Below are 26,039 nucleotides of genomic sequence, written 5' to 3' on the forward strand. Positions count from 1 at the left end.
CGATGAACCGAGAACTCAAACGGGTGAGCCTCGTCGTGCTGACGATGTTCGTGGCCCTCTTCCTCTCCACCACCACCATCCAGGTGATCCAGGCCGACTCCCTCGACGAGGACGGCCGCAACACGCGGACCCTCTACGAGAGCTTCTCGACCGAGCGCGGTGCGATCCTCGCCGGCGGTCAGCCGATCGCCTCATCGACGCCGTCGGACGACCTCTACAAGTTCCAGCGGCAGTACGCGAACGGCCCGCTCTACTCCGCCGTGACCGGCTACTTCACCCTGAACCAGGGCACCACCGGCATCGAGCGCACGCTCAACGACTACCTCTCGGGCACCTCGAACTCGCAGTTCTTCGACGAGATCAACAACCTCGTCACGGGCCAGGACCCGAAGGGCGCGTCGGTCGAGCTCTCGATCGACCCGGTCGCCCAGCAGGCCGCCTTCGACGCGCTCGGCGACTACACGGGGGCCGTCGTCGTGACGGAGCCGGCCACCGGCCGCATCCTCGCGATGGTCTCGAAGCCCACCTTCGACCCCACCGCGCTGGCCTCCCACGACACCGACGACGTCCTCGCCGCCTACCGGGCGCTGAACGACGACTCCTCCGAGCCCCTCGTGAACCGGGCCATCGGCGGCTCGCTCAACCCGCCCGGCTCCGTCTTCAAGCTCGTCGTGGCCTCGGCCGCCCTCGAGTCCGGCCGCTTCACCGCCGACTCGAGCTTCCCCAACGTCGAGTCGTACACGCTGCCCGGCTCCTCGTCGCAGGTGATCAACTCCGGAGGCGGTCTCTGCGGCTCCGGAGAGACGGTCACGCTGGCCACCGCCGTCTCGCTCTCCTGCAACGTCCCGATGGCCGAGATGGGCGTGCAGCTGGGAGCGGACGCGATCCGCTCGCAGGCCGAGAAGTTCGGCTTCGACACCGAGCTCGAGATCCCGATGTCGGTCGAGGCGAGCACGTACCCGACGAAGACGGACGACGCCCAGACGGCCCTCACCGCCTTCGGACAGTACGAGGTGCGTGCGACGCCGCTGCAGATCGCCATGGTCTCCGCGGCGATCGCGAACGGCGGCGAGGTGATGCAGCCGAACCTGGTCGACTCGATCCGCTCGCAGGACCTCAGCGTGCTGCAGCAGTTCCAGGAGAAGTCGCTCGGCCGGGCGGTGAGCACGCAGACCGCGGACGCCGTCGAGGCGATGATGGTCGCCAGCGTCCAGGGCGGCGCGGCGACGAATGCAACAATAGGGGGCGTCACTGTGGCCGGTAAGACCGGTACCGCCGAGAACGGCGGGGACGACCCGTACACCCTCTGGTTCACCGGCTTCGCGCCTGCGGACGACCCGCAGTACGCCATCACCGTGCTCGTGGAGAACGGTGGAGGGCTCGGCCAGACCGGGTACGGCAACCTGATCGCCGCACCCATCGGACAACAGGTACTAGAGGCGGTGCTGAACAAATGAGACCCACGACAGGCCTCACCTTCGGGGGACGCTACGAGCTGCAGTCCCGGATCGCCATCGGCGGCATGGGAGAGGTGTGGCAGGCGACCGATCTGGTCATCGGCCGCACCATCGCGATCAAGATCCTGAAGGACGAGTACCTCGGCGACCCCGGCTTCCTCGAGCGCTTCCGCGCCGAGGCCCGCCACGCGGCGCTGGTCAACCACGAGGGCATCGCCAACGTCTACGACTACGGCGAGGAGGACGGCTCGGCCTACCTGGTCATGGAGCTCGTCCCCGGCGAGGCGCTCTCGACCGTCCTCGAGCGCGAGCGCGTACTCTCGACCGACAAGGTCCTCGACATCGTCGCGCAGACCGCGCTCGCCCTGCACGCCGCGCACGCCGCGGGCCTCGTGCACCGCGATGTGAAGCCGGGCAACCTGCTCATCACGCCGGACGGCCGCGTCAAGATCACCGACTTCGGCATCGCGCGCATCGCCGACCAGGTCCCGCTGACGGCGACCGGGCAGGTCATGGGCACGGTCCAGTACCTGTCCCCGGAGCAGGCGAGCGGCCAGCCCGCCTCCCCCGCCACCGACATCTACTCGCTGGGCATCGTCGCGTACGAGTGCCTGGCCGGGCGCCGCCCCTTCACGGGCGAGTCGCAGGTCGCCATCGCGATGGCGCAGATCAACGACACCCCGCCGGAGCTGCCGGTCACGGTCGCGGAGCCGGTGCGCAACCTCGTCTACTCCTGCATCGCCAAGAAGCCGGCCGACCGCCCCGCCACCGCCGCGCACCTCGCGCGGGCGGCCCAGGCGCTGCGCTCGGGCGACGTGCGCGGAGCGGCGCTGGCCGTCCCCGCGGTCCTCAGCGACCTTCCCGCGACGCAGGCGACCACGGTCCTCCCCTCCAACCAGGGCGCGACGCAGGCGACCACGGTGCTGCCCTCCGGCGCGCCCGCGGCCGCGGCCGCCGCTCCGTTCGTGCCGATCGAGGAGCCGCTCGAGCCGGTCGAGGAGCCGCGCAGGCGCAGCCCCTGGACCTGGCCGCTGATCGCCCTCATCGTGATCCTCGCCGTCGTCATCGCGGGCACGATCTTCGCCCTGACGACCGGCGGGAGCAGCGACCCGGCTGCCTCCCCCACCGCGCCGACCAGCACGGCCCCGTCGCCGACGCCGTCCGAGACTCCGAGCCCCACGCCGACACCGACCTCGAACACGGTGGTCATCGACAAGGCCGACTACGTCGGGCGCTCCTTCGACGACGTCGAGACCGAGCTCGAGGCCCTGGGCATGGGCGTCCGACGCGCGGACGGCCCGAGCGCCCCCACCGCCGAGCAGGTCGGACTCGTCGAGGACGTGAACCCCACCGCGAACGTGGTGAAGGGCACGACCATCGAGGTCTCCGTCTTCACCGAGGTCGCGACCCCGGACGCACCAACCGCCGTGCCGACCGTCACCCCCGCCGCCTCCAGCGTCGAGGCGGGCGCGACGTTCAACGTCACCTGGAGCAACTACAACCAGTGCCCGAGCGGAACCTCCGTGAGCGGTTACCGGGTGACCGCGACCGGCGAGGGCGCGAGCGTGACGAGCACCAACCCGTCGAACTCGACGACCGCGACGATCCAGGCCGGCACCACGGCGGGCACGATCGACGTCACGTACACCGTGCTCTGCGGCGAGTCGGAGTCGGCGGCCTCGCCCACCCTCTCCGTCACCGTCGAGGAGCCGGCTCCGACCCCGGCGCCGACCCCCACCTCGAAGGCCACCTCGACGCCCACCCCCTCCGAGTAGCGGCGGCGCGCCGGGCCGGGGCACCGCTCCGGCCCGGCGCCTCGCGGCCGTCGCGTCGCGCCCCCGCCCGGAACACCAGGGGCCCATAGGTACACTTGCCGTGGCTCCTCGGGGCCGCACCACACGGAAGTACAGGGCGGGAGCGTGCGCGTGACGGATGAGGGTCGCCTGATCGCGGGACGGTACCAGGTCGGGCCCCGGCTCGGCCGCGGCGGGATGTCCGAGGTGTACCTCGGCACCGACACCCGGCTCGGCCGCACCGTCGCCATCAAGGAGCTGAAGCTCTCCCTCTCCTCCGACTCCGCCTTCCGCCTGCGGTTCCGCCAGGAGGCGCAGTCCGCATCGCGCATGTCGCACCCCACGATCGTCCGGGTCTTCGATGCGGGCGAGGAGGTCTCGCTCGACGACAACGGCGCCGAGTCGCGCCGGCCCTTCATCGTCATGGAGCACATCGAGGGCCGCCTCCTCAAGGACCTGATCGCCGAGGGCCCCCTCGACGTGGACGAGGCCGTCCGCATCACGGAGGGCATCCTCACCGCCCTCGAGTACTCGCACCGCGCAGGCGTCGTCCACCGCGACATCAAGCCCGGCAACATCATGTTGACCCCGTCGGGCCAGGTGAAGGTGATGGACTTCGGGATCGCCCGCGCCGTCTCCGACTCCGCCGCCACGGTCGCTCAGACCACGGCGATCCTCGGCACCGCGGCCTACTTCTCCCCCGAGCAGGCGAAGGGCGAGCAGGTCGACGCCCGCAGCGACCTCTACTCCGCCGGCATCGTGCTCTTCGAGCTCCTCACCGGCCGTGCGCCCTTCCGCGGCGACACCCCGGTGGCCGTCGCCTACCAGCACGTCAGCGAGACGCCGCCGGCGCCGAGCTCCATCAACCCGGCCGTCACGCCGGCGCTCGACGCGGTCGTCGCCCGAGCACTCTCCAAGGACCGCTACGAGCGCTTCCAGGGAGCTGCGGAGTTCCGCGACGACCTGCGCGACGCCGCCGCCGGACGCCTCCCCGACCACCGCCCGATCGACGAGCTGACCACCTCGCTCTTCGCGGCCCGCAGCCAGGGTGGAGTCAACGACTCCGAGCTCGCCCTCCGCCAGCTGGCCGAGGACAACTCGATCGTCCGCACCCAGCGCCGCCCGCCGGTCCTCTGGATCTGGTCCTCGATCGTCGTGCTGGCCGTGATCGTCGCCGCACTCGTGATCTGGGTGCTGACGCTCCAGCCCGCGTCGACCCTCCCGTCGCAGTCGCGCGAGGTCCCCACCCTCACCGAGACCACCTACGACAGCGCCCAGTCGACCCTGACCGAGCTCGACCTCGTGCCGAGCCAGGTCGCGGAGTACAGCTCGACCGTCCCCGAGGGCGAGGTGATCCGCACGGATCCGGGCTCGGGCACGATCGTCGCACCCGAGACGGTCATCCGCATCGTCGTGTCCCAGGGCCCGCAGCCCGTCGCCGTGCCGGACACCGTCGGGCAGAGCCTCGCCGAGGCCATCGACGCGCTCACCGCCGTCGGCTTCGTCGAGGGCTCCCAGACCCGCGAGAACTCGCCGACCGTCCCGGGCGACGTCGTACTCGCCGCCTCTCCCGGAGCGGGCCAGCAGGTCGCCCCGGGCACGCCGGTCGACCTCACGGTCTCCTCCGGCCAGGTCACGCTCCCCGACCTCGTCGGGACATCCCTCAGCAGCGCGCTGGCCACCCTCGCCTCCGAGAAGCTGCAGCTCGTGGGGGTCGAGGTCCCGGACGAGACCTGCGACGCGACCCGGGCGAACCCGCCCATCACGACCCAGTCCCTGGCTCCGGGCGACGTCCCGCAGGGATCGACCGTCCAGCTCGGCTACTGCGCGGGCTGACCCGGCCTGCAGCCCGCTGCGGCTGCGGCGTCGGCCGACGGTGCCCGGTGGAGGCCGGGCCGCTGCTCTGCGCGCCGAGAAGGGCTCGTCCGGACGTTGCTCGTCGGGTCGATGCTCCGCGAGGCCGACAGCCCCGAGGTGAACGGCTACGCCCGGCGTGCGTCGGCGAGCGGGGGCTGGAGCCGCACGACCTCGCCGGCTGCCGATCCATCGGCGGGGCGTGCGATCCTGCCGCGGATGTCGCTCGGGGTGAGCCCCTCGCGGCGCTTGAGCGCACGGCGGAGGTGGTCCGCCGAGGAGAATCCGGACGCGGCGGCGATCGCCTCGAGCGGGACCTCCCGCGGGCGGCGGCGCAGGAGCTCCACGGCGCTGGCGACCCGGGAGCGCTCGATCTCGCTCGCGACCGTGGTGCCCGCGTCCTCGAAGAGCCGCTGGAGGGAGCGGGTGGACACGTTGACCGCGTCGGCCACCGCCTCCGGGGTGCAGCGCGGCGTGCGGTGCGTTCGGTCGATGACCGTGCGCGCGCGCCCGAGCGTGGCGGCGCGCACGCTCGTGGTGCCGGGCTGCGAGCTCGCCGCCGCGAGGAACGCGCTGGTGAGGAGCTGCTTGACCACGTGGGCGAAGCCGGTGACCTCGCCCTCGCCGGGCAGCCCCGTCCCGGACTCCGCCGCGAGGGCGAAGGCGGTCGTGAAGGCGTATGCGGCGCGGGTGGACCGGGCGTCGGGATCGAGCGCGTAGACCGGGGCCGACGTGTCGAAGCCGTAGCGGCGCATCTCGTCGGCGCGCAGCGAGAGGTGGAGGATCGTGGCCGGAGTCGTCGACTCGGTCGTGAACGTCGTCGTCCCCTGCTGGTACGAGATCGAGCCCGGACGCAGCAGCACCGTTCGGTCCGGGGCGACCATGCGCACGAAGCCGTCGATGAGGAAGCTGAAGGTGAGGAAGGATGTGTCGTCGGCCGGCCACGTCCCGCGGAGGACGCGCAGCGGCGAGACCGTCATCAGCACGACGCTCAGATCGGCGGTGCCGAATCCCGAACCGGTGATGCTCGGAACGGTGCCGGGTTTGACGACGATGCGCGGACCGAGATTCTCTAGTTCTCGGATTCCCGAGAAAGCCCAGGAGATCGATGCGACCATCTGGTCCCCCCGGACTTCTCTTGTGGCGCCGACCCCCTGTCGACGCCCTCTGATTATGCAGGGAAAAGGGGCCGCATCCTCCGCCGGGAGCCCGTCAAATCCCGCCACCTGATCGGGGGGTGCGCAAGGGGGTGGACAAGGTCGCGCTCATACCCTGTCCGGGCGGACTCCTCGGCGCACGACCAGTTAGCCGTCACATGGCGGTTTTCTGCGTGAGAACGCGCTCAGGGCTTCATCCCCGTTCGGGGGACGACCGACACTGATCATTCTCAGCGCTCTCGATTCGATAAGCAGCCCGATAAGCCCGGCGAAATCCGCCTCATCGAGCCGAGATCGAGAGTCCGGGCGTGTCGTCGGCCGATACGGACGACCCGATCGACGTCACCTCGCGCAGCCAGTTCTCGAGAAGCCGCCGCCCGCCCTCGGTGAGGACCGACTCCGGATGGAACTGCACGCCCACGAGCGGAGCACTCCGGTGCCGGACGGCCATGACCACCCCCTCCGGTGTCCGCGCCGTCACCCGCAGCTCCTCGGGAAGGCTCTCGCCGTCGACCGCGAGCGAGTGGTACCGCATCGCGGCGAATCCGGAGAGCAGGCCGTCGAAGAGCGGATCTCCGTCGTGGAGGACCGCGGACGTCCGGCCGTGCAGCAGCTCCGGCGCCTCCGCGACGCGGGCGCCGAGAGCATGGGCGAGCACCTGGTGGCCGAGGCAGACTCCGAGCAGCGGCCGCCCGGTCGCCTCCGCCCGCTGCACGAGCGCCGTCGACGCGGGGACGTCCTCAGGACGGCCCGGCCCGGGAGAGACCAGGACCCCGTCCGCCTCCTCGGCGCGAGCCAGGAGCGCCGTGGTCCCGAGGTCGTCGCCCTCGACCACGTCGACCTCGGCACCGAGCTCGCGGAGATACGAGACGAGCGTGAAGACGAAGCTGTCGTGGTGGTCGACGACCAGGATCCGCGGGGCCGCGCCGGCGGTCACGAGCCGACGGTCACGTTCCGGTCGAGCACGAGCGACTGCACCCAGGGGAACACCCACTCATCGAGCGCCACCAGGACCGCCGCGACGAGGACGAGGACGATCAGGAGCCGGACCCACCACGGCCCGGGCAGGAGCCGCCACAGCGCTGCGTACACGGTCAGCCCTCCTGAGCCAGCGAGGCGGCGATCTCGGCGGGGGCGCCCGCGGACCGCGGCTGGAACGAGTCGAAGACGCCGTACGCGATGATCCGCTCGGCCGTCGATAAGAGCGGGTTGCAGCTCGTCAGCGTGATCAGGCGATCGGTCGGAGCCGCGTCCGGAGTCCACGGAACCGGGTCGATCACCTGGACGTCGGAGGGCTGGACGTACTCGAGATTGCGGAAGCGGTAGGTGTACCAGCCGTCCGCCGTCTCGATGTAGATCGGGTCGCCGAGCTGGAGCTCGTCGATCAGGTGCATGCCTCCGCCGTACGCGCTGCGGTGCGCGGCGAGCGCGAAGTTGCCGGCCTGGCCGGGCATCTGCGTCCCGGGGTAGTGGCCGATGCTCCCCTCGTCGAGCACGTTCTCGGCGTCGATGCCCTCGGCGATCGTGCGCACCCACCCCTCGCCGTAGCGGGGGATGTAGAGGTTGCCGAAGGAGGTGTCGAGGGCGGCGACCGACGCGACGACCGGCTCCGCCGGGGCGGCCTCGGTCGGCTGCGGGGCCGGAGAGGAGTCGCCCCAGGTCTCGCGGAGCTCCGCCGCCTGCGTCGTCTGCCGGCCCGCGATCACCGCGTCGTTCCACCAGAGCTGCCAGGCCAGGAAGAGCAGGACCAGGACGCCGGCGGTCATCAGGAGCTCACCGACGACTCCGAAGAACGAGAGTCGTCGGACCGGGCGGGCCCTCCGTCGCTTCGCTCGCGGCCGCAGAGCCGCCCCGTCGGGGTTCTGGGCGGTCATGCGACGAGTCTAGGCGCGAGCCGTGACCGGCTGTGGCGCACGATCCGGACCTGTGGAGAGCCCTCCAGAATGGCCGCCTGAGGAGGCCCGATGGGATCACTCGAGCGCCCGCACCGGCCGCTCCGCGAGTCCGCACAGCACCCGCGCAGCCCCGGCGCTCCCGGCCCGGAGCCTCCGCCCGGTACAGTGGTCGGCATGGCACGAGCGACGAAGAGCCCGAAGCCCGAGCGCGACGAGGCCCGGACCGGCGAGAACGCACCGAATCCGGTCTGGTTCAAGCCGGTGATGTTCGGCTTCATGCTGCTCGGACTCGCCTGGATCATCGTCTTCTACGTGAGCCAGGGCACCCTGCCGATCCCCGATCTCGGCAACCTCAACATCCTGATCGGCTTCGGCATCGCGTTCATCGGCTTCCTGATGACGACGCGCTGGCGCTGAGCCTCCCCCAGTCGTGAACGACGCCCCGTCCGGTCCGCCGACGGGGCGTTCGTCGTCGGTGGAGCGTCTGCGCGCCGCCGGCTGCGTCTTCGCCGAGGAGGAGGCGGGCCTGCTCGAGGAGGCCGCCGACTCCTCCTCCGACCTCGAGCTGCTGCTCCGCCGCCGCGAGACGGGCGAGCCCCTCGAGCAGATCCTCGGCTGGGTCGCCTTCCGCGGCCTGCGCGTCCCCGTCGCACCCGGCGTCTTCGTGCCCCGCGTGCGCACCGAGTGGCTGGTCGACTGCGCCCTGGAGGTCCTCCCGGACGGCGCCGTGGTGCTCGACCTCTGCTGCGGATCCGGCGCCCTCGCCCGGTCGATCTCCGAGGAGCGGCCGGACGTCCGCCTGCTCGCGGCCGACCTCTCCCCCGCCGCCGTCGCCTGCGCGCGCCGCACGCTCGCAGGCCGCGCCGACGTCCACGAGGGCGACCTCTTCGACGCGCTCCCCGGGAGTGAGCGCGGGCGGATCGACGTCGTCGTCGTCAACGCCCCCTACGTCCCCACCGCGGCGATCGCGCTCATGCCGCCGGAGGCCCGGGTACACGAGCCGATGCTCACGCTCGACGGCGGGTCGGACGGGCTCGCCCTGCACCGCCGCATCGCTCAGGAGGCGGGGGCGTGGCTCGCACCCCACGGCGTCGTCGTGATCGAGGTCGGCGCGGATCAGGCCGCGGCGAGTGCCTCGGCGTTCCAGGCGGCCGGGTTCGCCACCTCGCTGCACCGCGACGACGACCGTGAGGCGACCGCCCTGGTGGCCGTCCGCCGAAGAACTACACCGCTGTAATTATCCCCAACTGTGGAATCTCCTGTGGAGAACTCCGCGGTCTCCGCCGAGCTGGCCTGCTCGAGGCGAGGAGGGCCCGGATCCGCACCAGTCCGCCGGTCCTCGGACGCGCCGCCGTCCCCGGATCGTCCTCCCGAGGAGGACACCCGGAACGTTCTCCCCAGTGTTAACAACTCTGTGGATAACTTCCTCCCCACCTGTTGAGAGCACCTGTGGACAGCGGTGGAGACGGTCGCCACGGGAACGACGAAGCGGCGGGCCCGGGAGTGCGCGAGGCACTGCCGGACCCGCCGCTGCGGGAGGGGACGGGATCAGCCGAGGACGTACGCGCCGGCGGTGATCGCCACCAGTCCGACTCCGATGAGCCCGACGAGGAGGTTCTGCGTGCGCCGCTGGGCGCGCTGCCGGGTCTTCGTGAAGACCAACCCGATGAGCGCGCCCGCCACCAGACCGCCGACGTGCGCCTGCCACGCCACGTTCATCCCGGGCAGGAAGCCGATGACGAGGTTCAGTCCGACCAGCACCAGCAGCTGCGACGCCTGACCGCCCAGGTGCCGGAGGATCACCAGGTACGCGCCCATCAGCCCGAAGATCGCACCGGAGGCGCCGATCACCGGGGTCAACGGGTTCGCGAGGAGCAGGACGCCCACCGATCCGGCGAACCCGCTCAGGAGGAAGAGGGTGAGGTAGCGCCCGCGGCCCAGCATCCGCTCGAGCACCATGCCGAACACCCACAGCGTGTACATGTTCAGCACCAGGTGGAACGGGATGACGATGAAGAGCGACGTGCTGTGGAGGAACACCGAGGTGAGCATCCGCCACGGCTCGAAGCCGGCGCCGAAGCCGGGGAGCGTGTAGGCGGGGGCGTACAGGAGCGCGTTGACCGCCGGCCCGCCGACGAAGGGGAGGATCTCGACGATCCACAGCACGATGCAGAGCGCGATGATCGCGTAGGTCACCGTCGGCTGGTCGGCGCGGGTCATGGCCCGCACGCGGGAGAGGAGGGGACCGCGGGTGCGCGGCGCGGTGGCGCGCTGCTGCGCCATGTCGTCCGGGCAGATCACGCCGACTGGAGCGGGCGTCTGGCACTCGCCGCAGATGGTGCGGCCGCACCGCTGGCAGCGCACGAAGCTCTGCCGGTCGGGGTGTCGGTAGCAGGAGTAGGTGCTGCTCGGCGGGACCTGGGTCACGGACGTGCCTCCGGGGAGAACGAGGGCCGGGCCCTGACGGACCCGGCCCTCGAATGAGTGGTGGATGAGGCGATCAGACCTCGGTGATCTCGACGCTCTCGATCACGACGTCCTCGAGCGGCTTGTCACGGCCGTCGGTGGGAACAGCCGAGAGCGACTGCACGAGCTTCTTCGACTCCTCGTCGGCGACGGCGCCGAAGATGGTGTGCTTGCCCTGGAGCCAGGTGGTCGGCGCCACGGTGATGAAGAACTGCGAGCCGTTGGTGCCGCGGCCCGCCTGCTTGCCGGCGTTCGCCATCGCGAGGATGTAGGGCTGGGTGAAGTCGAGCTCCGAGTTGATCTCGTCGTCGAACTGGTACCCCGGGCCGCCGATGCCCTGACCGAGCGGGTCGCCGCCCTGGAGCATGAAGTCGGGGATGATGCGGTGGAAGACGGTGCCGTTGTAGAGCGGCTCCTTGGTCTTCGCACCCGTGGCGGGGTGGGTCCACTCGATGTCGCCGGTCGCGAGACCGACGAAGTTGCGGACCGTCTTGGGAGCGTGGTTCCCGTAGAGGTTGACGACGATGTCGCCCTTGTTGGTGTGGAACGTCGCGACTGCGGTGTGCAAAGGCATGCTCGGATTCTCGCACAGCGCGTCTGTAGGCCCCTGCAACGCCCGGTGTCAATGCGCTGGGTGCGCGATGCGGACGCCGATCGATGAGTGGCAGTATTGAGGCGTTCGCTGCTCGTAGCCGATGGAGGACCAACATGGGTCTGTCACGTAAGCACAAGAAGGACCTCAAGCGTCTTCGCAAGAACGCCGAGGCGGTCTGGGGCGAGCAGCAGGAGGTGCTGGCGCACGCGGCCTCCGTGCTCGAGAAGAGCCGCCGCCACGCGTCCAAGTACGCCAAGAAGGAGCTCGTCCCCTTCGTCAAGGATACGTACGACTCGCGCGTCAAGCCGGTCTACGACAACGGCGTCTCGGCCGTCGAGGGCACGTACTCCTCGGCACGCAACGCCTACAAGCACAAGGTCGTCCCGACCTTCACCGCTGTGGGCGGCACGGCCGCCGCTGCCTTCGAGGCCGCCAAGGACTCGAAGAACCGCGCGAAGCTCGCCGAGATCTCGAAGGCGCGCTGGGAGGAGCTCACCACTCCGCCGAAGAAGAAGAGCAAGGTCGGCACAGTCTTCGCGATCGGCGCCGCGCTGGTCGCCGTCGGCGGCATCGGCTACGCCGTCTGGCAGACGTTCCGCGCCGACGACGAGCTGTGGGTCGCCGAGGACGAGCCGCAGAGCGCCGCGCAGAACGCGGCCTCGACCGCTTCCTGACGTTCTCGTCGCTGGAGCCGGGCCCCTCAGGGGGTCCGGCTCCTTTGCATGCCCGGGTTAGGCTTCTGCGGTGGACATCCGGGTCGCCGCGTACGGCGTGATCATCGACGATGAGCGGATGCTGCTCGCGCACTGGAGCCAAGGCCCCTGGTCGGCCTGGACGCTTCCGGGCGGCGGGATCGACGAGGGCGAGTCGCCCGCCGACGCCGCGGTCCGCGAGATCTTCGAGGAGACGGGCTACCGTGCCGAGCTCGAGGCCCTCATCGGCGTGGACTCGCACGTGATACCCGCGCACCGGCGCAGCGATCCCGGAGCCGGCCCCCTGCACGCCATCCGCGTCGTCTACCGCGCCCGCATCGTGGGCGGCGAGCTCACGCACGAGGTGGACGGCTCCACGGACGCCGCCGCCTGGTTCCCCCTGAGCGACGTCGAGGAGCTGGAGCGCGTCGAGCTCGTCGACGCGGCCCTCACCATGAACGAGGCCTGGCTCCTCCGCTGACGGTGCCCGGGAATCCCCGGCCGCGCCCCGGCGTTCCCTTCGTCGTGATCGTCGAGCTCTACACCTCCGCCTTCTGCGGCGCCTGCCATGCCGCGCGCTCGGTGCTGGAGCGCGCCGCGGAGCTCGTCCCTGCCGCCGAGATCCGCGAGCGCGACGTGGCCTTCCACCCCGTCGAGGCCGAGGCCGCCGGCATCCGCTCGACGCCCACGGTCGTCGTGCGGGACACGGCCGGAGAGGTGGTCTTCCGGGCGGAGGGCGCCCCCTCCCTCCCGCAGGCTCTCGCCGCTCTGGCCCTCGCCCTGCCCGCGTAGGGTGGCCGCGGGAGGACCCATGCACCGTCGCGCTGCGCTCGCGAGCACCGTCGCTCTGCTCGGCGCCCTCGCGCTCTCGGGATGCGCCTCCGAGGAGCCGGTGACCACGGCCGCGGTCGGGCTCGGACGGGGCGGCGAGCGAGGCGAGGTCCTCGGGGTCGTCGTCGTGTGCTCGGGGTCCGTCGACGGCCTCGACCTCGCCGCCTCCGACTCCGCTCCCCTGACCATCGGCGACGGGCTGCGGAGGGTCACCCGCTGGGTCTCCCCGTCCCCGGTCACGCAGCTGGGCGCGACCGACCTCTCCGGATCCACGGTCTGGCCGGCCGACACGGTGATCGAGCGGTTCCCGCTCGGCGTCGACCTCGCGCTGGGCGCCTACGCGACCGACCGCTCCGTGCTCGCCCGCCCGGTCGTCTTCACGGCCGAGCAGTTCGACACGCTCTCCGTCGGTGAGATCATCGTCGGCGACATCCGCGACGGCACGTCCGAGACCCTCTCGGTCCAGCAGTTCCTCGGCCTCGCCTGCGTGGACCGCTGAGCGGGCGGCTCGGCCGTCCGAGTGGCGACCTCGATCGCACGACCCCGCGGTCGGCGACAGGAGAGCCCGCCGGCGATCACGCTGACGAGAGTGCCGACACGCGGGACCACCCCGGATGTCGGCCGGTGGACCAGAAGGGCCGGCGAAGGGGAAGCACCCGCGAGAGGGAGGAAGTGTGGAGCCTAGGAGATTCGAACTCCTGACATCCTGCTTGCAAAGCAGGCGCTCTACCAACTGAGCTAAGGCCCCGGGCCGGAGACGGGGCGATCCGTCTCCGAGAGTCGAACGGCCCGCCACCGCGAGGTGACGGGCCGTTCGGACCGGGTGGGGGTACCAGGACTTGAACCTGGGACCTCTTCATTATCAGTGAAGCGCTCTAACCGCCTGAGCTATACCCCCGGAATGGCCAGAGGAGACTCTACCCGACATCGAGCAGGAATCCCAATCGGCCGGACCGTGCGCCCTACTGGTTGGTGAAGCCCACCAGGAGGCCGCCGGTGATCTTGACGCTGAGGTTGTACAGCAGCGCCACGATCGCGCCGAGCGCGGTGGTGACGATGGTGTTCAGCACCGCGACGACGATCGCGAAGCCCATGACCTGCGGCAGCGAGATGATCGTGTTGAGGTCGAACGCCTCGGCGCCGGCGATGTCCTGCACGAGGCCGTTGACCTCGTCGAACACGCCCGTCTGGGCCAGGACCGTGTAGACCAGGTAGACGACGACGATCGTGATGATCGCGAGCGTCAGGCCCAGCAGGAACGAGAGCTTCACGGCCGACCAGAAGTCGACGTAGACGAGCTTCAGGCGGACCTGCTTCGCCGCCGGGCTCTTCGCGGACTTCCTGGCGAGCTTCTCGGCGACGGTGCTACTCATCTACGGACCCATCCTCCTCCGACACCGGAGCGGACTCGCCCGGCGCCGCGGCGTCGGGATCCTCGTCCTGGGCGTCGAGATTGCGTTCGGTGTTCTTGGCGAGTGCGATGATGCGGTCGTCCTCAGCGAATCGTGCGAAGACGACTCCCATGGTGTCGCGACCCTTGGCCGGTACCTCGGCCACCGCAGAGCGTACCACCTTGCCGCTGGCGAGCACGACGAGCACCTCGTCGTCCTCTCCGGTGATGATGGCGCCCACGAGGTCGCCGCGCTTCTCCTCCAGCTTGGCCACCTTGATGCCCAGCCCGCCGCGTCCCTGGAGGCGGTACTGGTCGACCGCGGTGCGCTTGGCGTAGCCGCCCTCGGTGACCACGAACACGAAGCCCTCGTCGCTGACGACGTTCGCGTCGAGGAGGCGGTCCTCCCCGCGGAACGACATGCCGCGGACTCCGGAGGTGGAGCGGCCCATCGGACGCAGCGCCTCGTCGGACGCGGTGAAGCGGATCGACATGCCCTTGCGGGAGACCAGCAGCACGTCGCTGTCCTCCTCGACCAGGAGCGCCGAGACGAGCTCGTCGCCGTCGCGCAGCTTGATCGCGATGATGCCGCCGGAGCGGTTCGTGTCGTACTCCGAGAGGGCCGTCTTCTTCACGAGGCCGTCGCGCGTGGCGAGCACGAGGTAGCGGGCCGCCTCGTAGTCGCGGATGTCGAGGATCTGCGCGATCTGCTCCCCCGGCTCGAGCGCGAGCAGGTTCGCGATGTGCTGGCCCTTGGCGTCGCGGCCGGCCTCCTGCAGCTCGTAGGTCTTGGCGCGGTACACGCGACCGGTGTTCGTGAAGAACAGCAGCCAGTGGTGCGTGGTGGTGACGAAGAAGTGCTCGACGATGTCGTCGGCCTTCAGCTGCGCGCCGCGCACGCCGCGGCCGCCGCGGTGCTGCGCCCGGTAGGAGTCGCTCCGGGTGCGCTTGAGGTAGCCGCCGCGGGTGACGGTGACGACCATCTCCTCCTCGGGGATCAGGTCCTCGACGCTCATGTCGCCGTCGAACCCGAAGAGGATCTCGGTGCGGCGGTCGTCGCCGAAGCGGTCGACGATCTCGTCGAGCTCGTCCGAGATGATCGTGCGCTGGCGCTCGGGGCTCGCGAGGATCGACTTGTAGTCCTCGATCTCGGCCTGGATCCGGTCGTGCTCGTCGATGATCTTCTGGCGCTCGAGGGCCGCGAGGCGGCGCAGCTGCATGTCGAGGATGGCGCGGGACTGCACCTCGTCGATGTCGAGCAGCTCCATGAGGCCGTCGCGCGCCTCCTCCACGGTGGGGGAGCGGCGGATGAGGGCGATGACCTCGTCGAGCGCATCGAGCGCCTTGAGGTAGCCGCGCAGGATGTGGATCCGCGCCTCCGCCTCGTCGAGGAGGTACTGGGTTCGGCGCACGATGACCTCGACCTGGTGGTCGACCCACGCGCGGATGAAGCCGTCGAGCGAGAGCGTGCGCGGGATGCCGTCGACGATGGCGAGCATGTTCGCGCCGAAGTTCTCCTGCAGCGGGGTGTGCTTGTAGAGGTTGTTCAGCACCACCTTCGCCACGGCGTCGCGCTTGAGGACGACGACGAGGCGCTGGCCGGTGCGACCGGAGGTCTCGTCGCGGATGTCGGCGATGCCCGAGACGCGCCCGTCCTTGACCAGCTCGGCGATCTTGATCGCCAGGTTGTCCGGGTTCACCTGGTACGGCAGCTCGGTGACGACGAGGCAGGTGCGGCCCTGGATCTCCTCGATGGAGACGACGGCGCGCATCGTGATCGAGCCGCGGCCGGTGCGGTACGCGTCCTGGATGCCGCGGACGCCGAGGATCTGCGCACCGGTGGGGAAGTCGGGTCCCTTGATCCGCTGCAGCAGCGCCTCGAGGAGCTCCTCGCGCGTCGCGTCGGGGTTCTCGAGCGCCCACTTGGCGCCGGCGGCGACCTCGCGCAGGTTGTGCGGCGGGATGTTGGTCGCCATGCCGACCGCGATGCCGACGGAGCCGTTGACGAGCAGGTTCGGGAACCGGGCCGGCAGGATCGCCGGCTCGCGCGTGCGGCCGTCGTAGTTGTCCTGGAAGTCGACGGTGTTCTTGTCGATGTCGCGGACCATCTCGAGCGCGAGCGGCGCCATCTTGGTCTCGGTGTACCGGGGGGCGGCGGCGCCGTCGTTGCCGGGGGAGCCGAAGTTGCCCTGCCCGAGCGCGAGCGGGTAGCGGAGGCTCCACGGCTGCACCAGGCGGACCAGCGCGTCGTAGATCGCGGAGTCGCCGTGCGGGTGGAACTGGCCCATCACGTCGCCGACGACGCGCGAGCACTTCGAGAACGCCTTGTCGGGCCGGTAGCCGCCGTCGTACATGGCGTAGATCACGCGGCGGTGCACGGGCTTCAGGCCGTCGCGCACCTCCGGCAGGGCTCGCCCGACGATGACGCTCATCGCGTAGTCGAGGTAGGAGCGCTGCATCTCGAGCTGCAGGTCGACCGGCTCGATCTTGTCGTGACCGTGGATCACCACACCGGTCTCGGTGACGATGTCGTCGCTCTCGTCCGGGCCGGTGGGGGTGGTGGGTTCTTCTGCCATGATCTCTGGTCTCTCAGGTGGGTCCGTGCCCCGGAGGAGCGGGGGCGGCGGTCGCGCTGGGTGTCAGGTGTGTCGTCGGTGTGCGGGCTGGTGAGGGCCTCTGTCGCGTTCTGGTCGAGGATGCGGCCCATCGAGGGCCGCCGTCACGTGTTCGAGGTGGTCGCGAGGGCGGTCCACTGGACCGCCCGGCCGCCGCCTCTCGAAGGACGTCCGCTTCCTCGACGTCTAGATGTCGAGGAAGCGCACGTCCTTCGCATTCTTCTGGATGAAGGAGCGGCGGGACTCGACGTCCTCGCCCATGAGGGTGGAGAAGATCTCGTCGGCCGCGGCCGCGTCGTCGAGCGTGACCTGGAGGAGGGTCCGCGTGGCGGGGTCCATCGTGGTCTCCCACAGCTCCTTGTAGTCCATCTCGCCGAGGCCCTTGTAGCGCTGAATGCCGTTCTCCTTGGGCATGCGCTTGTTGGTCGCCGAGCCGTGCGCGATCAGGGCGTCGCGCTCGCGGTCGCTGTAGACGTACTCGTGCGGGGAGTTCGACCACTTGAGGCGGTACAGCGGCGGCTGCGCGAGGTACACGTAGCCGAGGTCGATCAGCGGGCGCATGTAGCGGAAGAGGAGCGTCAGCAGCAGCGTCGTGATGTGCTGGCCGTCGACGTCGGCGTCGGCCATCAGGATGATCTTGTGGTACCGCGCCTTGTCGGGGTTGAAGTCCTCGCCGATGCCGGCGCCGAACGCCGTGATCATCGCCTGGACCTCGTTGTTGCCGAGAGCGCGGTCGAGCCGCGCCTTCTCGACGTTGAGGATCTTGCCGCGGAGGGGGAGGATCGCCTGCGTCTCGGGGTTGCGGCCCTGCACCGCGGATCCGCCCGCCGAGTCGCCCTCGACGATGAAGATCTCGGAGATCGACGGGTCCTTGGACTGGCAGTCCTTGAGCTTGCCCGGCATGCCGCCGCCCTCGAGCAGGCCCTTGCGGCGGGCGGTCTCGCGCGCCTTCCGCGCCGCCATGCGGGCCGAGGCCGCCTGGATCGCCTTGCGGATGATGTCCTTGGCCTGGCTCGGGTTGCGGTCGAACCAGTCGGCCAGCTGCTCGCCGGCCACGCGCTGCACGAACGCCTTCGCCTCGGTGTTGCCGAGCTTCGTCTTGGTCTGGCCCTCGAACTGCGGCTCGCCGAGCTTGATCGACACGACGGCGGTGAGGCCCTCGCGGATGTCGTCGCCCGAGAGGTTCTCGTCCTTCTCCTTGAGCAGGTTGTTCGCGCGCGCGTAGCGGTTGACCAGAGTGGTCAGCGCGGCGCGGAAGCCCTCCTCGTGGGTGCCGCCCTCGTGGGTGTTGATGGTGTTCGCGTAGGTGTGGACGCTCTCGGTGTAGGCCGTGGTCCACTGCATGGCGACCTCGAGCGAGATGCGACGCTCGGTGTCCTCGGACTCGAAGTCGATGATCTCGGAGTGCACGAGGTCCGACTTCTTCAGCGAGTTGATGTACTCGACGTAGTCGACGAGGCCCTTCTCGTAGTGGAAGACGTCGGTCCGGTCGCCCTCGGTCTCGTTCTCGCCCTCCCCCTCGAACTCGACCTCGTTCTGGTCGGTCAGCGCGATGCGCAGGCCCTTGTTGAGGAACGCCATCTGCTGGAAGCGCGCGCGCAGGGTCTCGTAGTCGAACTCGACCGTCTCGAAGATGCCGGCGTTGGGCCAGAAGGTGATCGTCGTGCCGGTCTCGTCGCTGGACTCGCCCTTCTCGAGCGGGGCGTCCGGCACTCCGTCGGTGAAGCTCATCCGGTACACGGCGCCCTGGCGCTTGACCTCGACGTCGAGTCGCGTCGACAGCGCGTTGACCACGGAGGAGCCGACGCCGTGCAGGCCGCCGGAGACCGCGTAGCCGCCGCCGCCGAACTTGCCGCCGGCGTGCAGCACGGTGAGGACCAGCTCGACCGTGGAGATGCCCTCGGTCGGGTGCATGTCGACCGGGATGCCGCGGCCGTTGTCGGAGACGGTGACGCCTCCGTCGGCGCGCATCAGGATCTCGATGTTGTCGCAGTAGCCCGCGAGCGCCTCGTCGACGGCGTTGTCGACGATCTCGTAGACCAGGTGGTGCAGACCGCGCGGACCCGTGGATCCGATGTACATGCCGGGGCGCTTGCGGACCGCCTCGAGGCCCTCGAGGACCTGGATCTGGTTCGCGCCGTAGTCGCCGGACGACTTGGTCGACATGCTCTCGTGCGGAGCGGAGGGGGCTGCTGAGCCGTTCGCGTCCAGGTCGTTCGCTGCGGGTGACGTGGAGTCGTTCGGCTCGTGAGTCATAGCTGTGGAGTTCTCCTCTGACGGTCCGTCGCGACGCGCACGGTGATCTGGAGATCGCCCGCGCGGCGGCGTCACTGCGGTTCGGCGGCCCTCCATTCTACCGCGTGCCGGGTCGATCCGAAGCGCTGGACGGCGATCTGAGGCGCGAAAGATCGGCGGTCGACCGAAAATGCGTCCTCAGCCGTAGGTGTCGCGCGGACCACGCCCTGGAATCGACCTGGGACCCTTTTTCCAGTTCGGGACGTCCGGGCCCTGGAAACGGATCGACGCGATGCCCGCGTCGGGGAAGTTCACGGCGATGTGGTTCATGATCTCGATCCGCATCAGCCGGAGCTGCGTCGACCACGCCGTGGACTCGCACGCGACCGTCAGCACGCCGTCGACGACGCCCACCGGAGTCGAGTGCTTCGCGGTCTCCTCGCCGGCGATCGCCGTCCACGACGACATCAGGTCGCCCTGCGCCAGCGGCGCCGTCCAGCCGAGCTTCACGGTGAGGGAGTCGAGGACGTCGCCGAGGTCGTGCGGGTCGCGGCCCTTGCCGAACGGGATCGCGTCGCCCTTGGGCTCGGCGCGCTCGACGGTCTTCCGGATGCGGCGCGGGCCGTCGGCGCCGAACACCTCCTTGAGGTGGCGGTAGACGCGGGCGGCCTCGGAGTCGGGTGCGGGGGCTCCGCGGCGGAGGAGACGACACCAGGAGAAGGGGAGTCGGACGAGACCGGATCGGGAGAAGAGGAGCGGGAGGACTCGGGACCGGGAGGAGGGGAGTCGGAGGACACCGGATCGGACGAGGCGGAGTCGGGTGCGGTCGGCTCCGGCACGGCGATCGGCGCGGCGGCGGCGCCCGTGCCGACGATCCGGCCGGCCTCGATCCGCACGGTGTGCGCGGCCAGCGCCTCCGGGACGTCGTCGAAGACGGCCGCGGTGATCAGGACCTGCTCGTAGTCGGCGACCACCGAGGCGAGCCGCTCGCGCCGGCGCGCGTCCAGCTCGGCGAAGACGTCGTCGAGCATCAGCACCGGATCGCCCATGGGGGAGTCGCGCCGGAGCAGCTCCGCGGCGCCCAGCTTCAGCGCCAGCGCGAACGACCAGCTCTCGCCGTGGCTGGCGTAGCCCTTGGCCGGCAGCGCGTTCAGCTCGAACTGCACGTCGTCGCGGTGCGGGCCGACGAGGGAGACGCCCCGGTCGAGTTCGCGGCGGCGCACCCCGGCCAGGGCGGACGCGAACGCCTCCGCCAGTCCCTCGCCCGCCGCCGGTGACGCGGCGCCCGGCTGCTCCACGGGCTCGCCGTCGTCGTCGACCGCGCCCTCGATGCTCAGGCGGGAGCGGAGCACCGGACGCTGGTCGGCACCGGCGACCGCCTCGTACGCGGCGCGCACGGGTCCGCTCAGCTCCTCCACCAGGGTGAGGCGCGACTGCATGATCTCGGTCCCGAGCGCGATCAGGCGCTCGTCCCAGATGTCGAGGGTGCCGAGCTTCGACGGGTCGCGGACGCCGCTCGCGCGCGCCGACTTGAGCAGCGAGTTGCGCTGGCGCAGCACCCGCTCGTAGTCGGCCTGAACGGCGCTCATCCGCGGGGAGCGGAGGATCACCAGCTGGTCGAGGAAGCGGCGGCGGGCCGACGGATCGCCGCGGATGAGGAGGAGGTCCTCCGGCGCGAACAGGACACTGGAGAAGAAGTGGGGGAGCTCGCGCGGCTTGATCCCGCCGCGGTTGATCTGCGCGCGGTTGGGGGAGGAGCGGTTGATCTGCACCTCGGCCAGCAGGTCGCGCTCGCCGTTGCGGAGGCGGGCGCGCACCACGGCGCTGTCCCGGCCGGCGCGGATGAGCGCCTGGTCGCTCGACACGCGGTGCGAGCCCAGGGTGGAGAGGTAGCCGAGCGATTCGACGAGGTTCGTCTTGCCCTGGCCGTTGCGGCCGACGAAGAGGTTCGGTCCGGGCACGAGCTCGACGTCGACCGACTCGTAGTTCCGGAAGTCGCTGAGCGCCAGCTGCGTCACCTGCACGTCGCGCTCCTCTCCTCCACCCGTCGTCGCGGGCCTTCCCTGCACCCCTGCGGGCTCCTCGCCCGTCCCGATCGGCCGATCCACCCGCTCCGGCGCCTGCGATCCGCTCTCCCAGCGCCGGCCAGGCCCTCGCCTCGAGCCTCGATACGCCCCTCCGGGGCTACTCGACCAGCATGCTGGCAAGACCATCCGTCGGGCTGGTCTCCATGCGCCGTCGCGGGGCCACTCGACCAGCATGATCGGCGGCGCCCCGTCCCTGCCCGTGAAGGCGGCCGCAGGCTCGCCGCCCGACCCCGGTAGCAGGGTGGAGGCGGCCGGAGGCCCGCCGCCTCCGTGAGAGCATCCCTGCCTGACGGGGGCGGCGGGCCGCAGTCCGCCGTCCGTCACCGGCTCTACGGAACGCGCCCCCCTCGGGAAGCCGACCGCCGTGAGGACTGCCGGAGGCAGTCCTCACCAGCCCACTCAGTCGACGGCCTTGACGGAGTGCCCGCCGAACTGGTTGCGGAGCGCTGCGACGGCCTTCATCGCGGGGGAGTCCTCCTGGCGGGAGACGAAGCGGGCGAAGATCGAGGCGCTGATCGTGGGCACCGGGACGGCGTTGTTGATGGCCTCCTCGATGGTCCAGCGGCCCTCGCCCGAGTCCTGCACGTAGCCCTCGATGTTCTTGAAGTCCGGGTCCTGCTCGAGGGCGCGGACGAGGAGCTCGAGCAGCCAGGAGCGCACGACCGTGCCGCGCTGCCAGGCCTTGAAGGTGCCGGTGACGTCCTTGATGATGTCGCTGCGGGTCTCGAGCAGCTCGTAGCCCTCGGCGAACGCCTGCATCAGGGCGTACTCGATGCCGTTGTGGACCATCTTCGCGTAGTGGCCGGCGCCGACCTCGCCGACGTGGACGAAGCCCTCCTCGCGGGGGCCCTCGGGGCGCAGCGCGTCGAAGACGGGCATGGCGTACTCGACGAGCTCCTTCGGGCCGCCGACCATCAGGCCGTAGCCGTTCTGGAGTCCCCAGACGCCGCCGGAGACGCCCGCGTCGATGTAGTGGATGCCCTTGGGCTTCAGCAGCGCGTCGTGCTTGAAGTCCTCGGTGAAGCGGGAGTTGCCGCCGTCGATGACGAGGTCGCCCTCGCTGAGCTTCTCCGACAGGTCCTTGACGACCGCGTCGGTGATCTCGCCGGCCGGCACCATCACCCAGACGATGCGGGGCGAGGGGAGTGCGGCGATCATCTCGTCGAGAGAGGCCGCGTCCGAGACGTCGGGATTGCGGTCGTAGCCGGTGACCTCGAGCCCCTTGGAGCGGAGGCGGGAGCGCATGTTGTCGCCCATCTTGCCGAGGCCGACGAGTCCGATGTGCATGGTGAACCTTCCTGGATTCGTTGTCCGGCGGGCGGGCGCTCGTCGGGAGCGGGGCGGTCGCGGCTCTGCGATCCGGGGAGTGGTCAGCGCAGCAGCAGGTTGGGCTGGAGCAGGTAGCGGTAGCTGTCGCTGCCGGGCTGCTCCCGCGAGGTCTGCGCGGTGATCAGGACGGGGCCGGGCTTGTTGGGGTTCTCGGTCTTCGTGAACGCGATGCGCACGAACTCCGAGTGGACGGCGGCGAGGCCGTCGAGCAGGAACTGCGGCTTGAGCGAGACGACCACGTCGTCGCCGGTCACGATCGCGTCGATGCTCTCGGACGCCTGCGCCTGCTCGGAGCCGATGGCCTCGAGGGTGAGGCCGTCGCTGCTGAAGCTGAAGCGGAGGGCCGCCTCGCGCTCGAGCACGAGCGAGACGCGGCGGGTGGCCTCGATGAGGTCGCTGGTCGACATGACCGCGTAGTTCTCGACGGAGGCGGGGAAGAGGCGCTTCACGGGCGGGAAGTTGCCCTTGATCAGCAGCGAGGTGACGGTCTTGCGGTCCGCGGTGAAGGCGATCAGCTCGCGCTCGTCGCGGTTGGTGATCGCGACGGAGACGGTGCCGGAGTGGCCGAAGGTCTTGCCGACCTCCTGCAGCGTGCGCGCGGGCACGAGGGCGGTGAGCGGCTGGGTGGGCGCGGGGTTGTCCCCGTTGTCCCAGTCGATCTCGCGGACGGCCACGCGGTAGCGATCCGTCGCGACGAGGCCGATCGTGTTCTCGGTGATCTCAAGCTGCACGCCGGTGATGACGGGGGTCACGTCGTCGCGGGAGGCGGCGACCGCCACCTGCGAGACGGCGGCCGCGAAGGCGTCGGCCGGGACGAGGCCGGTGGAGGCGTCGATCTCGGGGATGCTCGGGTACTCCTCCACGGGCATCTGCAGGAGCGTGAAGTGCGCCGAGCCGGCCGAGACCGAGACGCGCGACTCCTCCGTGGCGATGCGCACGGGAGCGTTGGGGAGGCGGTTCGCGATGTCGGCGAGCAGACGGCCCGAGACGAGCACGGTCCCCGTCTCCTCCACGTCGGCCGCGATCTGCGTCTGCGCGGACACCTCGTAGTCGAAGGAGGACAGCGTCAGACCCTCGGAGGTCGCCTCGATGAGGACTCCGGAGAGGATCGGCAGGGTCGTGCGCTGCGGAAGCAGCTTGACCGCGAAGGACACCGCCTCGCTGAAGACATCGCGGTTGGCTTGGAACCTCACGAGTACACCCCTGACGAGTCGCGGACGAAGACCGTCGCCCATCGTACCCGCCGGGCTCGACGAGCTCGGAAGGGGGTGGACCGCCGAGCACTCCCGAGCCGCTGTGGAGAGGTTGCCGGTCGAGGCTTCATTAAAGAGAGAACTGCGTTAACAGTGTTAACACGTGTGGAAACTGTGGAAAACGCTTCGGACCCCTACTCCTGGGTGGGATCGGAGGGACCCGCCCCTGTGGAGGGAGTGTGAGCGGGCCCGTGGAGGCCCTGTGGAGCGATCCGGGCCGACCTGTCGCCCTCCACAGGCGGGCTCTCCCGGCGCACAGTCCCGAGGCGGTTGTCCACAGTTATCCACAGGTTCCTCACACTGTGGAAATCGGCCCTCCGGGGCGCGCGAGGCGGCGTGTCCGAGGCGCGCGCGAAAGGTCCGAGGAGTCCGTCGACGACTTCTCCGGTCACGACGGAGACCGTCGAGGGCAGCTGCCGCCGTCCGAGCGGCCCGGAAGACAGTGCGCGCTCCCTCTCCCCCCGTTGCCCTCCGGGCCAACGCACGGCGGATCGACACCGTCCGATCGCACGCCGGCCGCTCAGCCGCTCACCCGGACCCCTTGAGCACGTGCGGTTCATGCTGGTCGAGTAGCCCCAGCGAGCCGTATCGAGACCCCCGCCAGCGCCTTCGCCTGACCTCCACGCGCGCCGACACCGACGTCCTGCTGCTCGCGCCGCGATCCCCGTCGCTCTCTCCCCTCACACGAGGAAAGGGGAGCGACTACCCGACCACCGCGCACGGACGCCGATGGACCCCGGGGCACGCCACCCGGGACAGGTGGTCCCGGGGACCGTACGACTGCCGGCTAGCGGTTCGTCTTGATGCGGGTGGTCAGCTCGGTGACCTGGTTGTAGATGCTGCGGCGCTCCTTCATGAGCTCCGAGATCTTCTTGTTCGCGTACATGACCGTGGTGTGGTCGCGGTTGCCGAACAGCTGGCCGATCTTGGGCAGCGAGAGGTTCGTCAGCTCGCGGCACAGGTACATGGCGATCTGGCGCGCGGTGGCGACGGCCTGCGAGCGCGACGAGCCGTAGAGGTCGTCGACCGTGAGCTTGAAGTAGTCCGCGGTGTGGTTGATGATGTCGACCGGCGAGATGACGTTGTCCTCGTCGAGCGTGATCAGGTCCTTGAGCACCGTCTGCACGAGCGACATGTCGACCGGCGTGCGGTTCAGGCTCGCGAACGCGGTGACGCGGATGAGCGTCCCCTCGAGCTCGCGGATGTTGCTCGACACCTTCGACGCCATGAACTCGAGGATGTCGTCGGGCACGAGCAGCTTCTCGCTGACCGCCTTCTTGCGGAGGATCGCGATGCGGGTCTCGAGGTCGGGAGCCTGCACATCGGTGATGAGGCCCCACTCGAAGCGCGAGCGCATCCGGTCCTCGAAGCCCGTCAGGGCCTTCGGCGGCAGATCGGACGTGATCACGACCTGCTTGTTGTGGTCGTGCAGCTGGTTGAAGGTGTGGAAGAACGCCTCCTGCGTCTCCGCCTTCCCCTGCAGGAACTGGATGTCGTCGATCAGGAGGATGTCGACGTTGCGGTAGCGGCCGTGGAAGGCGTTGCCCCGGTTGTTCGCGATCGAGTTGATGAAGTCGTTCGTGAACTCCTCGCTCGAGACGTACCGCACGCGGATCCCCGGGTAGAGGCTCATCGCGTAGTGGCCGATGGCGTGGAGGAGGTGCGTCTTGCCGAGCCCGGAGTCGCCGTAGACGAAGAGCGGGTTGTAGGCCTTGGCGGGAGCCTCGGCGACGGCGACGGCCGCGGCGTGCGCGAACCGGTTGGAGCCTCCGATGACGAAGTTGTCGAAGCTGTACTTCGGGTTCAGCCGGGTGTCGGTCGCCGGCACGGTCCGCAGCTCCTCGACCCCGCGGGTCGGCGCGACCGTCGCCGAGGAGGCGGTGATCGGCTCGAACGGGTTCATCGACTCCTGCGACGACGGGGAGCTGAGGGGCTCGTGCTCGATGTCGGGGTTCACCACGAAGGCGAACGTCGTGACGCCGAAGGAGTCGTCGAGCGTCCCGATCGCGCTGAGCAGGGGCACGCGCACGCGCTGCTCGAGCATTCCGCGGGTGAACTCGTTCGGGACCTCCAGGTAGAAGGTGCCCGCCATGATGCCCTTGGGCTCCACGAGCGAGACGAACCCGTAGAGGGGAGCGGTGATCCGCTCGTCCTGGGACAGTGCGCCGAGGATCACGTTCCACGCGTCGACCATCGACGTGTCGTCTGCCATCTGTCTCCGGTCCTGGGTGCTGTCGCTGTGAAGTCGCTGCGGGATCGCCGTCTCCGCCGGACCCGTCGCCGCCCGCTGCAGGGGCGTCGCGGACCGGGCGCGGAGCCGGGTCTCGAGTGCCGCTCTCTCCACAGGGTTGTCCACCGGCCTCGAGCGATGCCTGTGCGGGCGCGGGAGG

The 26,039-nt window shown here is 70.2% G+C and carries 22 protein-coding genes, 2 tRNA genes and 1 pseudogene; 9 read left to right on the forward strand and 16 right to left on the reverse strand.

The window, feature by feature from the left end:
- Positions 1 to 2: 2 nt before the first annotated feature.
- The 3 genes from C5C46_RS04380 to pknB all read left to right on the forward strand — a co-directional run bounded on the left by C5C46_RS04380 (position 3) and on the right by pknB (position 5,086).
- The gene (locus C5C46_RS04380; RefSeq protein ID WP_104225778.1) at positions 3 to 1,457 is read left to right on the forward strand and encodes a penicillin-binding protein 2; all 1,455 of its coding nucleotides are present in this window, start codon (positions 3 to 5) and stop codon (positions 1,455 to 1,457) included.
- A complete protein-coding gene (locus C5C46_RS04385; RefSeq protein WP_104225779.1) occupies positions 1,454 to 3,232 on the forward strand; it encodes a protein kinase in 1,779 nt (592 codons plus the stop codon). Before C5C46_RS04380 ends, C5C46_RS04385 begins: the two co-directional genes overlap by 4 nt.
- A gap of 150 nt (positions 3,233 to 3,382) precedes the next feature.
- A complete protein-coding gene (gene pknB / locus C5C46_RS04390; protein WP_104225780.1) occupies positions 3,383 to 5,086 on the forward strand; it encodes a Stk1 family PASTA domain-containing Ser/Thr kinase in 1,704 nt (567 codons plus the stop codon).
- Positions 5,087 to 5,232: 146 nt separating this feature from the next.
- Here the strand turns inward: pknB and C5C46_RS04395 are convergent, their stop codons facing one another.
- The 4 genes from C5C46_RS04395 to C5C46_RS04405 form a co-directional block, all read right to left on the reverse strand.
- On the reverse strand, positions 5,233 to 6,222 hold the full coding sequence (locus C5C46_RS04395) for a helix-turn-helix domain-containing protein (protein ID WP_104222664.1): 990 nt from the start codon (positions 6,220 to 6,222) through the stop codon (positions 5,233 to 5,235).
- Between the two features lie 319 nt (positions 6,223 to 6,541).
- Positions 6,542 to 7,198, reverse strand: a complete 657-nt coding sequence (locus C5C46_RS04400; RefSeq protein WP_104225781.1) for an aminodeoxychorismate/anthranilate synthase component II — start codon at positions 7,196 to 7,198, stop codon at positions 6,542 to 6,544.
- Positions 7,195 to 7,353 carry a hypothetical protein gene (locus C5C46_RS16765; protein WP_167299010.1) on the reverse strand — a complete coding sequence of 53 codons (159 nt, stop codon included), beginning with the start codon at positions 7,351 to 7,353 and terminating at the stop codon, positions 7,195 to 7,197. Before C5C46_RS16765 ends, C5C46_RS04400 begins: the two co-directional genes overlap by 4 nt.
- A 2-nt stretch (positions 7,354 to 7,355) precedes the next feature.
- A complete protein-coding gene (locus C5C46_RS04405; protein ID WP_104225782.1) occupies positions 7,356 to 8,135 on the reverse strand; it encodes a class E sortase in 780 nt (259 codons plus the stop codon).
- 195 nt (positions 8,136 to 8,330) lie between these two features.
- Here C5C46_RS04405 and C5C46_RS04410 point away from each other — a divergent pair, with 195 nt between their 5' ends.
- The gene (locus tag C5C46_RS04410; protein WP_104222667.1) at positions 8,331 to 8,573 is read left to right on the forward strand and encodes a cell division protein CrgA; all 243 of its coding nucleotides are present in this window, start codon (positions 8,331 to 8,333) and stop codon (positions 8,571 to 8,573) included.
- A gap of 13 nt (positions 8,574 to 8,586) precedes the next feature.
- A complete protein-coding gene (locus tag C5C46_RS04415; RefSeq protein ID WP_181136486.1) occupies positions 8,587 to 9,393 on the forward strand; it encodes a putative protein N(5)-glutamine methyltransferase in 807 nt (268 codons plus the stop codon).
- A 311-nt stretch (positions 9,394 to 9,704) separates the two neighbouring features.
- Here the strand turns inward: C5C46_RS04415 and C5C46_RS04420 are convergent, their stop codons facing one another.
- Positions 9,705 to 10,583 (reverse strand): rhomboid family intramembrane serine protease, encoded by an 879-nt coding sequence (locus tag C5C46_RS04420; protein ID WP_104222668.1) that lies wholly within the window; start codon positions 10,581 to 10,583, stop codon positions 9,705 to 9,707.
- Positions 10,584 to 10,656: 73 nt separating this feature from the next.
- A complete protein-coding gene (locus tag C5C46_RS04425) occupies positions 10,657 to 11,196 on the reverse strand; it encodes a peptidylprolyl isomerase (RefSeq protein WP_104222669.1) in 540 nt (179 codons plus the stop codon).
- Between the two features lie 134 nt (positions 11,197 to 11,330).
- Between C5C46_RS04425 and C5C46_RS04430 the strand changes: the two genes are divergently transcribed.
- From C5C46_RS04430 to C5C46_RS04445, 4 genes are all read left to right on the forward strand, one after another.
- Positions 11,331 to 11,891 carry a hypothetical protein gene (locus C5C46_RS04430; RefSeq protein ID WP_104225783.1) on the forward strand — a complete coding sequence of 187 codons (561 nt, stop codon included), beginning with the start codon at positions 11,331 to 11,333 and terminating at the stop codon, positions 11,889 to 11,891.
- A gap of 70 nt (positions 11,892 to 11,961) precedes the next feature.
- The gene (locus C5C46_RS04435) at positions 11,962 to 12,390 is read left to right on the forward strand and encodes an NUDIX hydrolase (protein ID WP_104225784.1); all 429 of its coding nucleotides are present in this window, start codon (positions 11,962 to 11,964) and stop codon (positions 12,388 to 12,390) included.
- 2 nt (positions 12,391 to 12,392) lie between these two features.
- Positions 12,393 to 12,701, forward strand: coding sequence for a thioredoxin family protein (locus C5C46_RS04440; protein ID WP_258059325.1), 309 nt, complete (start codon positions 12,393 to 12,395; stop codon positions 12,699 to 12,701).
- A 19-nt stretch (positions 12,702 to 12,720) separates the two neighbouring features.
- On the forward strand, positions 12,721 to 13,239 hold the full coding sequence (locus C5C46_RS04445) for a hypothetical protein (RefSeq protein ID WP_104225785.1): 519 nt from the start codon (positions 12,721 to 12,723) through the stop codon (positions 13,237 to 13,239).
- A 176-nt stretch (positions 13,240 to 13,415) separates the two neighbouring features.
- Here the strand turns inward: C5C46_RS04445 and C5C46_RS04450 are convergent.
- The 10 genes and pseudogenes from C5C46_RS04450 to dnaA all read right to left on the reverse strand — a co-directional run bounded on the left by C5C46_RS04450 (position 13,416) and on the right by dnaA (position 25,861).
- Positions 13,416 to 13,488, reverse strand: a tRNA-Ala gene (locus C5C46_RS04450).
- A 76-nt stretch (positions 13,489 to 13,564) separates the two neighbouring features.
- Positions 13,565 to 13,638 (reverse strand) — tRNA-Ile (locus C5C46_RS04455).
- 64 nt (positions 13,639 to 13,702) lie between these two features.
- Positions 13,703 to 14,113 (reverse strand): DUF3566 domain-containing protein, encoded by a 411-nt coding sequence (locus C5C46_RS04460; RefSeq protein ID WP_104222673.1) that lies wholly within the window; start codon positions 14,111 to 14,113, stop codon positions 13,703 to 13,705.
- Entirely contained in the window at positions 14,106 to 16,706 is a 2,601-nt protein-coding gene (gene gyrA / locus C5C46_RS04465; RefSeq protein WP_104225786.1) for a DNA gyrase subunit A, read from the reverse strand. The genes C5C46_RS04460 and gyrA overlap by 8 nt, the downstream gene beginning before the upstream one ends.
- 225 nt (positions 16,707 to 16,931) lie before the next feature.
- On the reverse strand, positions 16,932 to 18,911 hold the full coding sequence (gyrB, locus tag C5C46_RS04470) for a DNA topoisomerase (ATP-hydrolyzing) subunit B (protein WP_219812266.1): 1,980 nt from the start codon (positions 18,909 to 18,911) through the stop codon (positions 16,932 to 16,934).
- A gap of 267 nt (positions 18,912 to 19,178) precedes the next feature.
- Positions 19,179 to 19,490, reverse strand: a complete 312-nt coding sequence (locus tag C5C46_RS04475) for a DUF721 domain-containing protein (protein ID WP_258059326.1) — start codon at positions 19,488 to 19,490, stop codon at positions 19,179 to 19,181.
- Positions 19,491 to 19,840: 350 nt separating this feature from the next.
- Positions 19,841 to 21,004, reverse strand: a pseudogene (recF, locus tag C5C46_RS04480) (DNA replication/repair protein RecF); the annotation flags it as partial.
- 462 nt (positions 21,005 to 21,466) lie between these two features.
- On the reverse strand, positions 21,467 to 22,354 hold the full coding sequence (gnd, locus tag C5C46_RS04485) for a phosphogluconate dehydrogenase (NAD(+)-dependent, decarboxylating) (RefSeq protein WP_104222677.1): 888 nt from the start codon (positions 22,352 to 22,354) through the stop codon (positions 21,467 to 21,469).
- A gap of 83 nt (positions 22,355 to 22,437) precedes the next feature.
- Positions 22,438 to 23,589: a DNA polymerase III subunit beta gene (gene dnaN / locus C5C46_RS04490; protein WP_104222678.1), complete on the reverse strand. Its 1,152-nt coding sequence runs from the start codon at positions 23,587 to 23,589 to the stop codon at positions 22,438 to 22,440.
- 847 nt (positions 23,590 to 24,436) lie between these two features.
- Positions 24,437 to 25,861 (reverse strand): chromosomal replication initiator protein DnaA, encoded by a 1,425-nt coding sequence (gene dnaA, locus C5C46_RS04495; protein WP_104225789.1) that lies wholly within the window; start codon positions 25,859 to 25,861, stop codon positions 24,437 to 24,439.
- Between the last annotated feature and the right edge of the window lie 178 nt (positions 25,862 to 26,039).

Source organism: Rathayibacter sp. AY1E6, from assembly GCF_002931115.1.
Taxonomy (GTDB): Bacteria; Actinomycetota; Actinomycetes; order Actinomycetales; family Microbacteriaceae; genus Rathayibacter.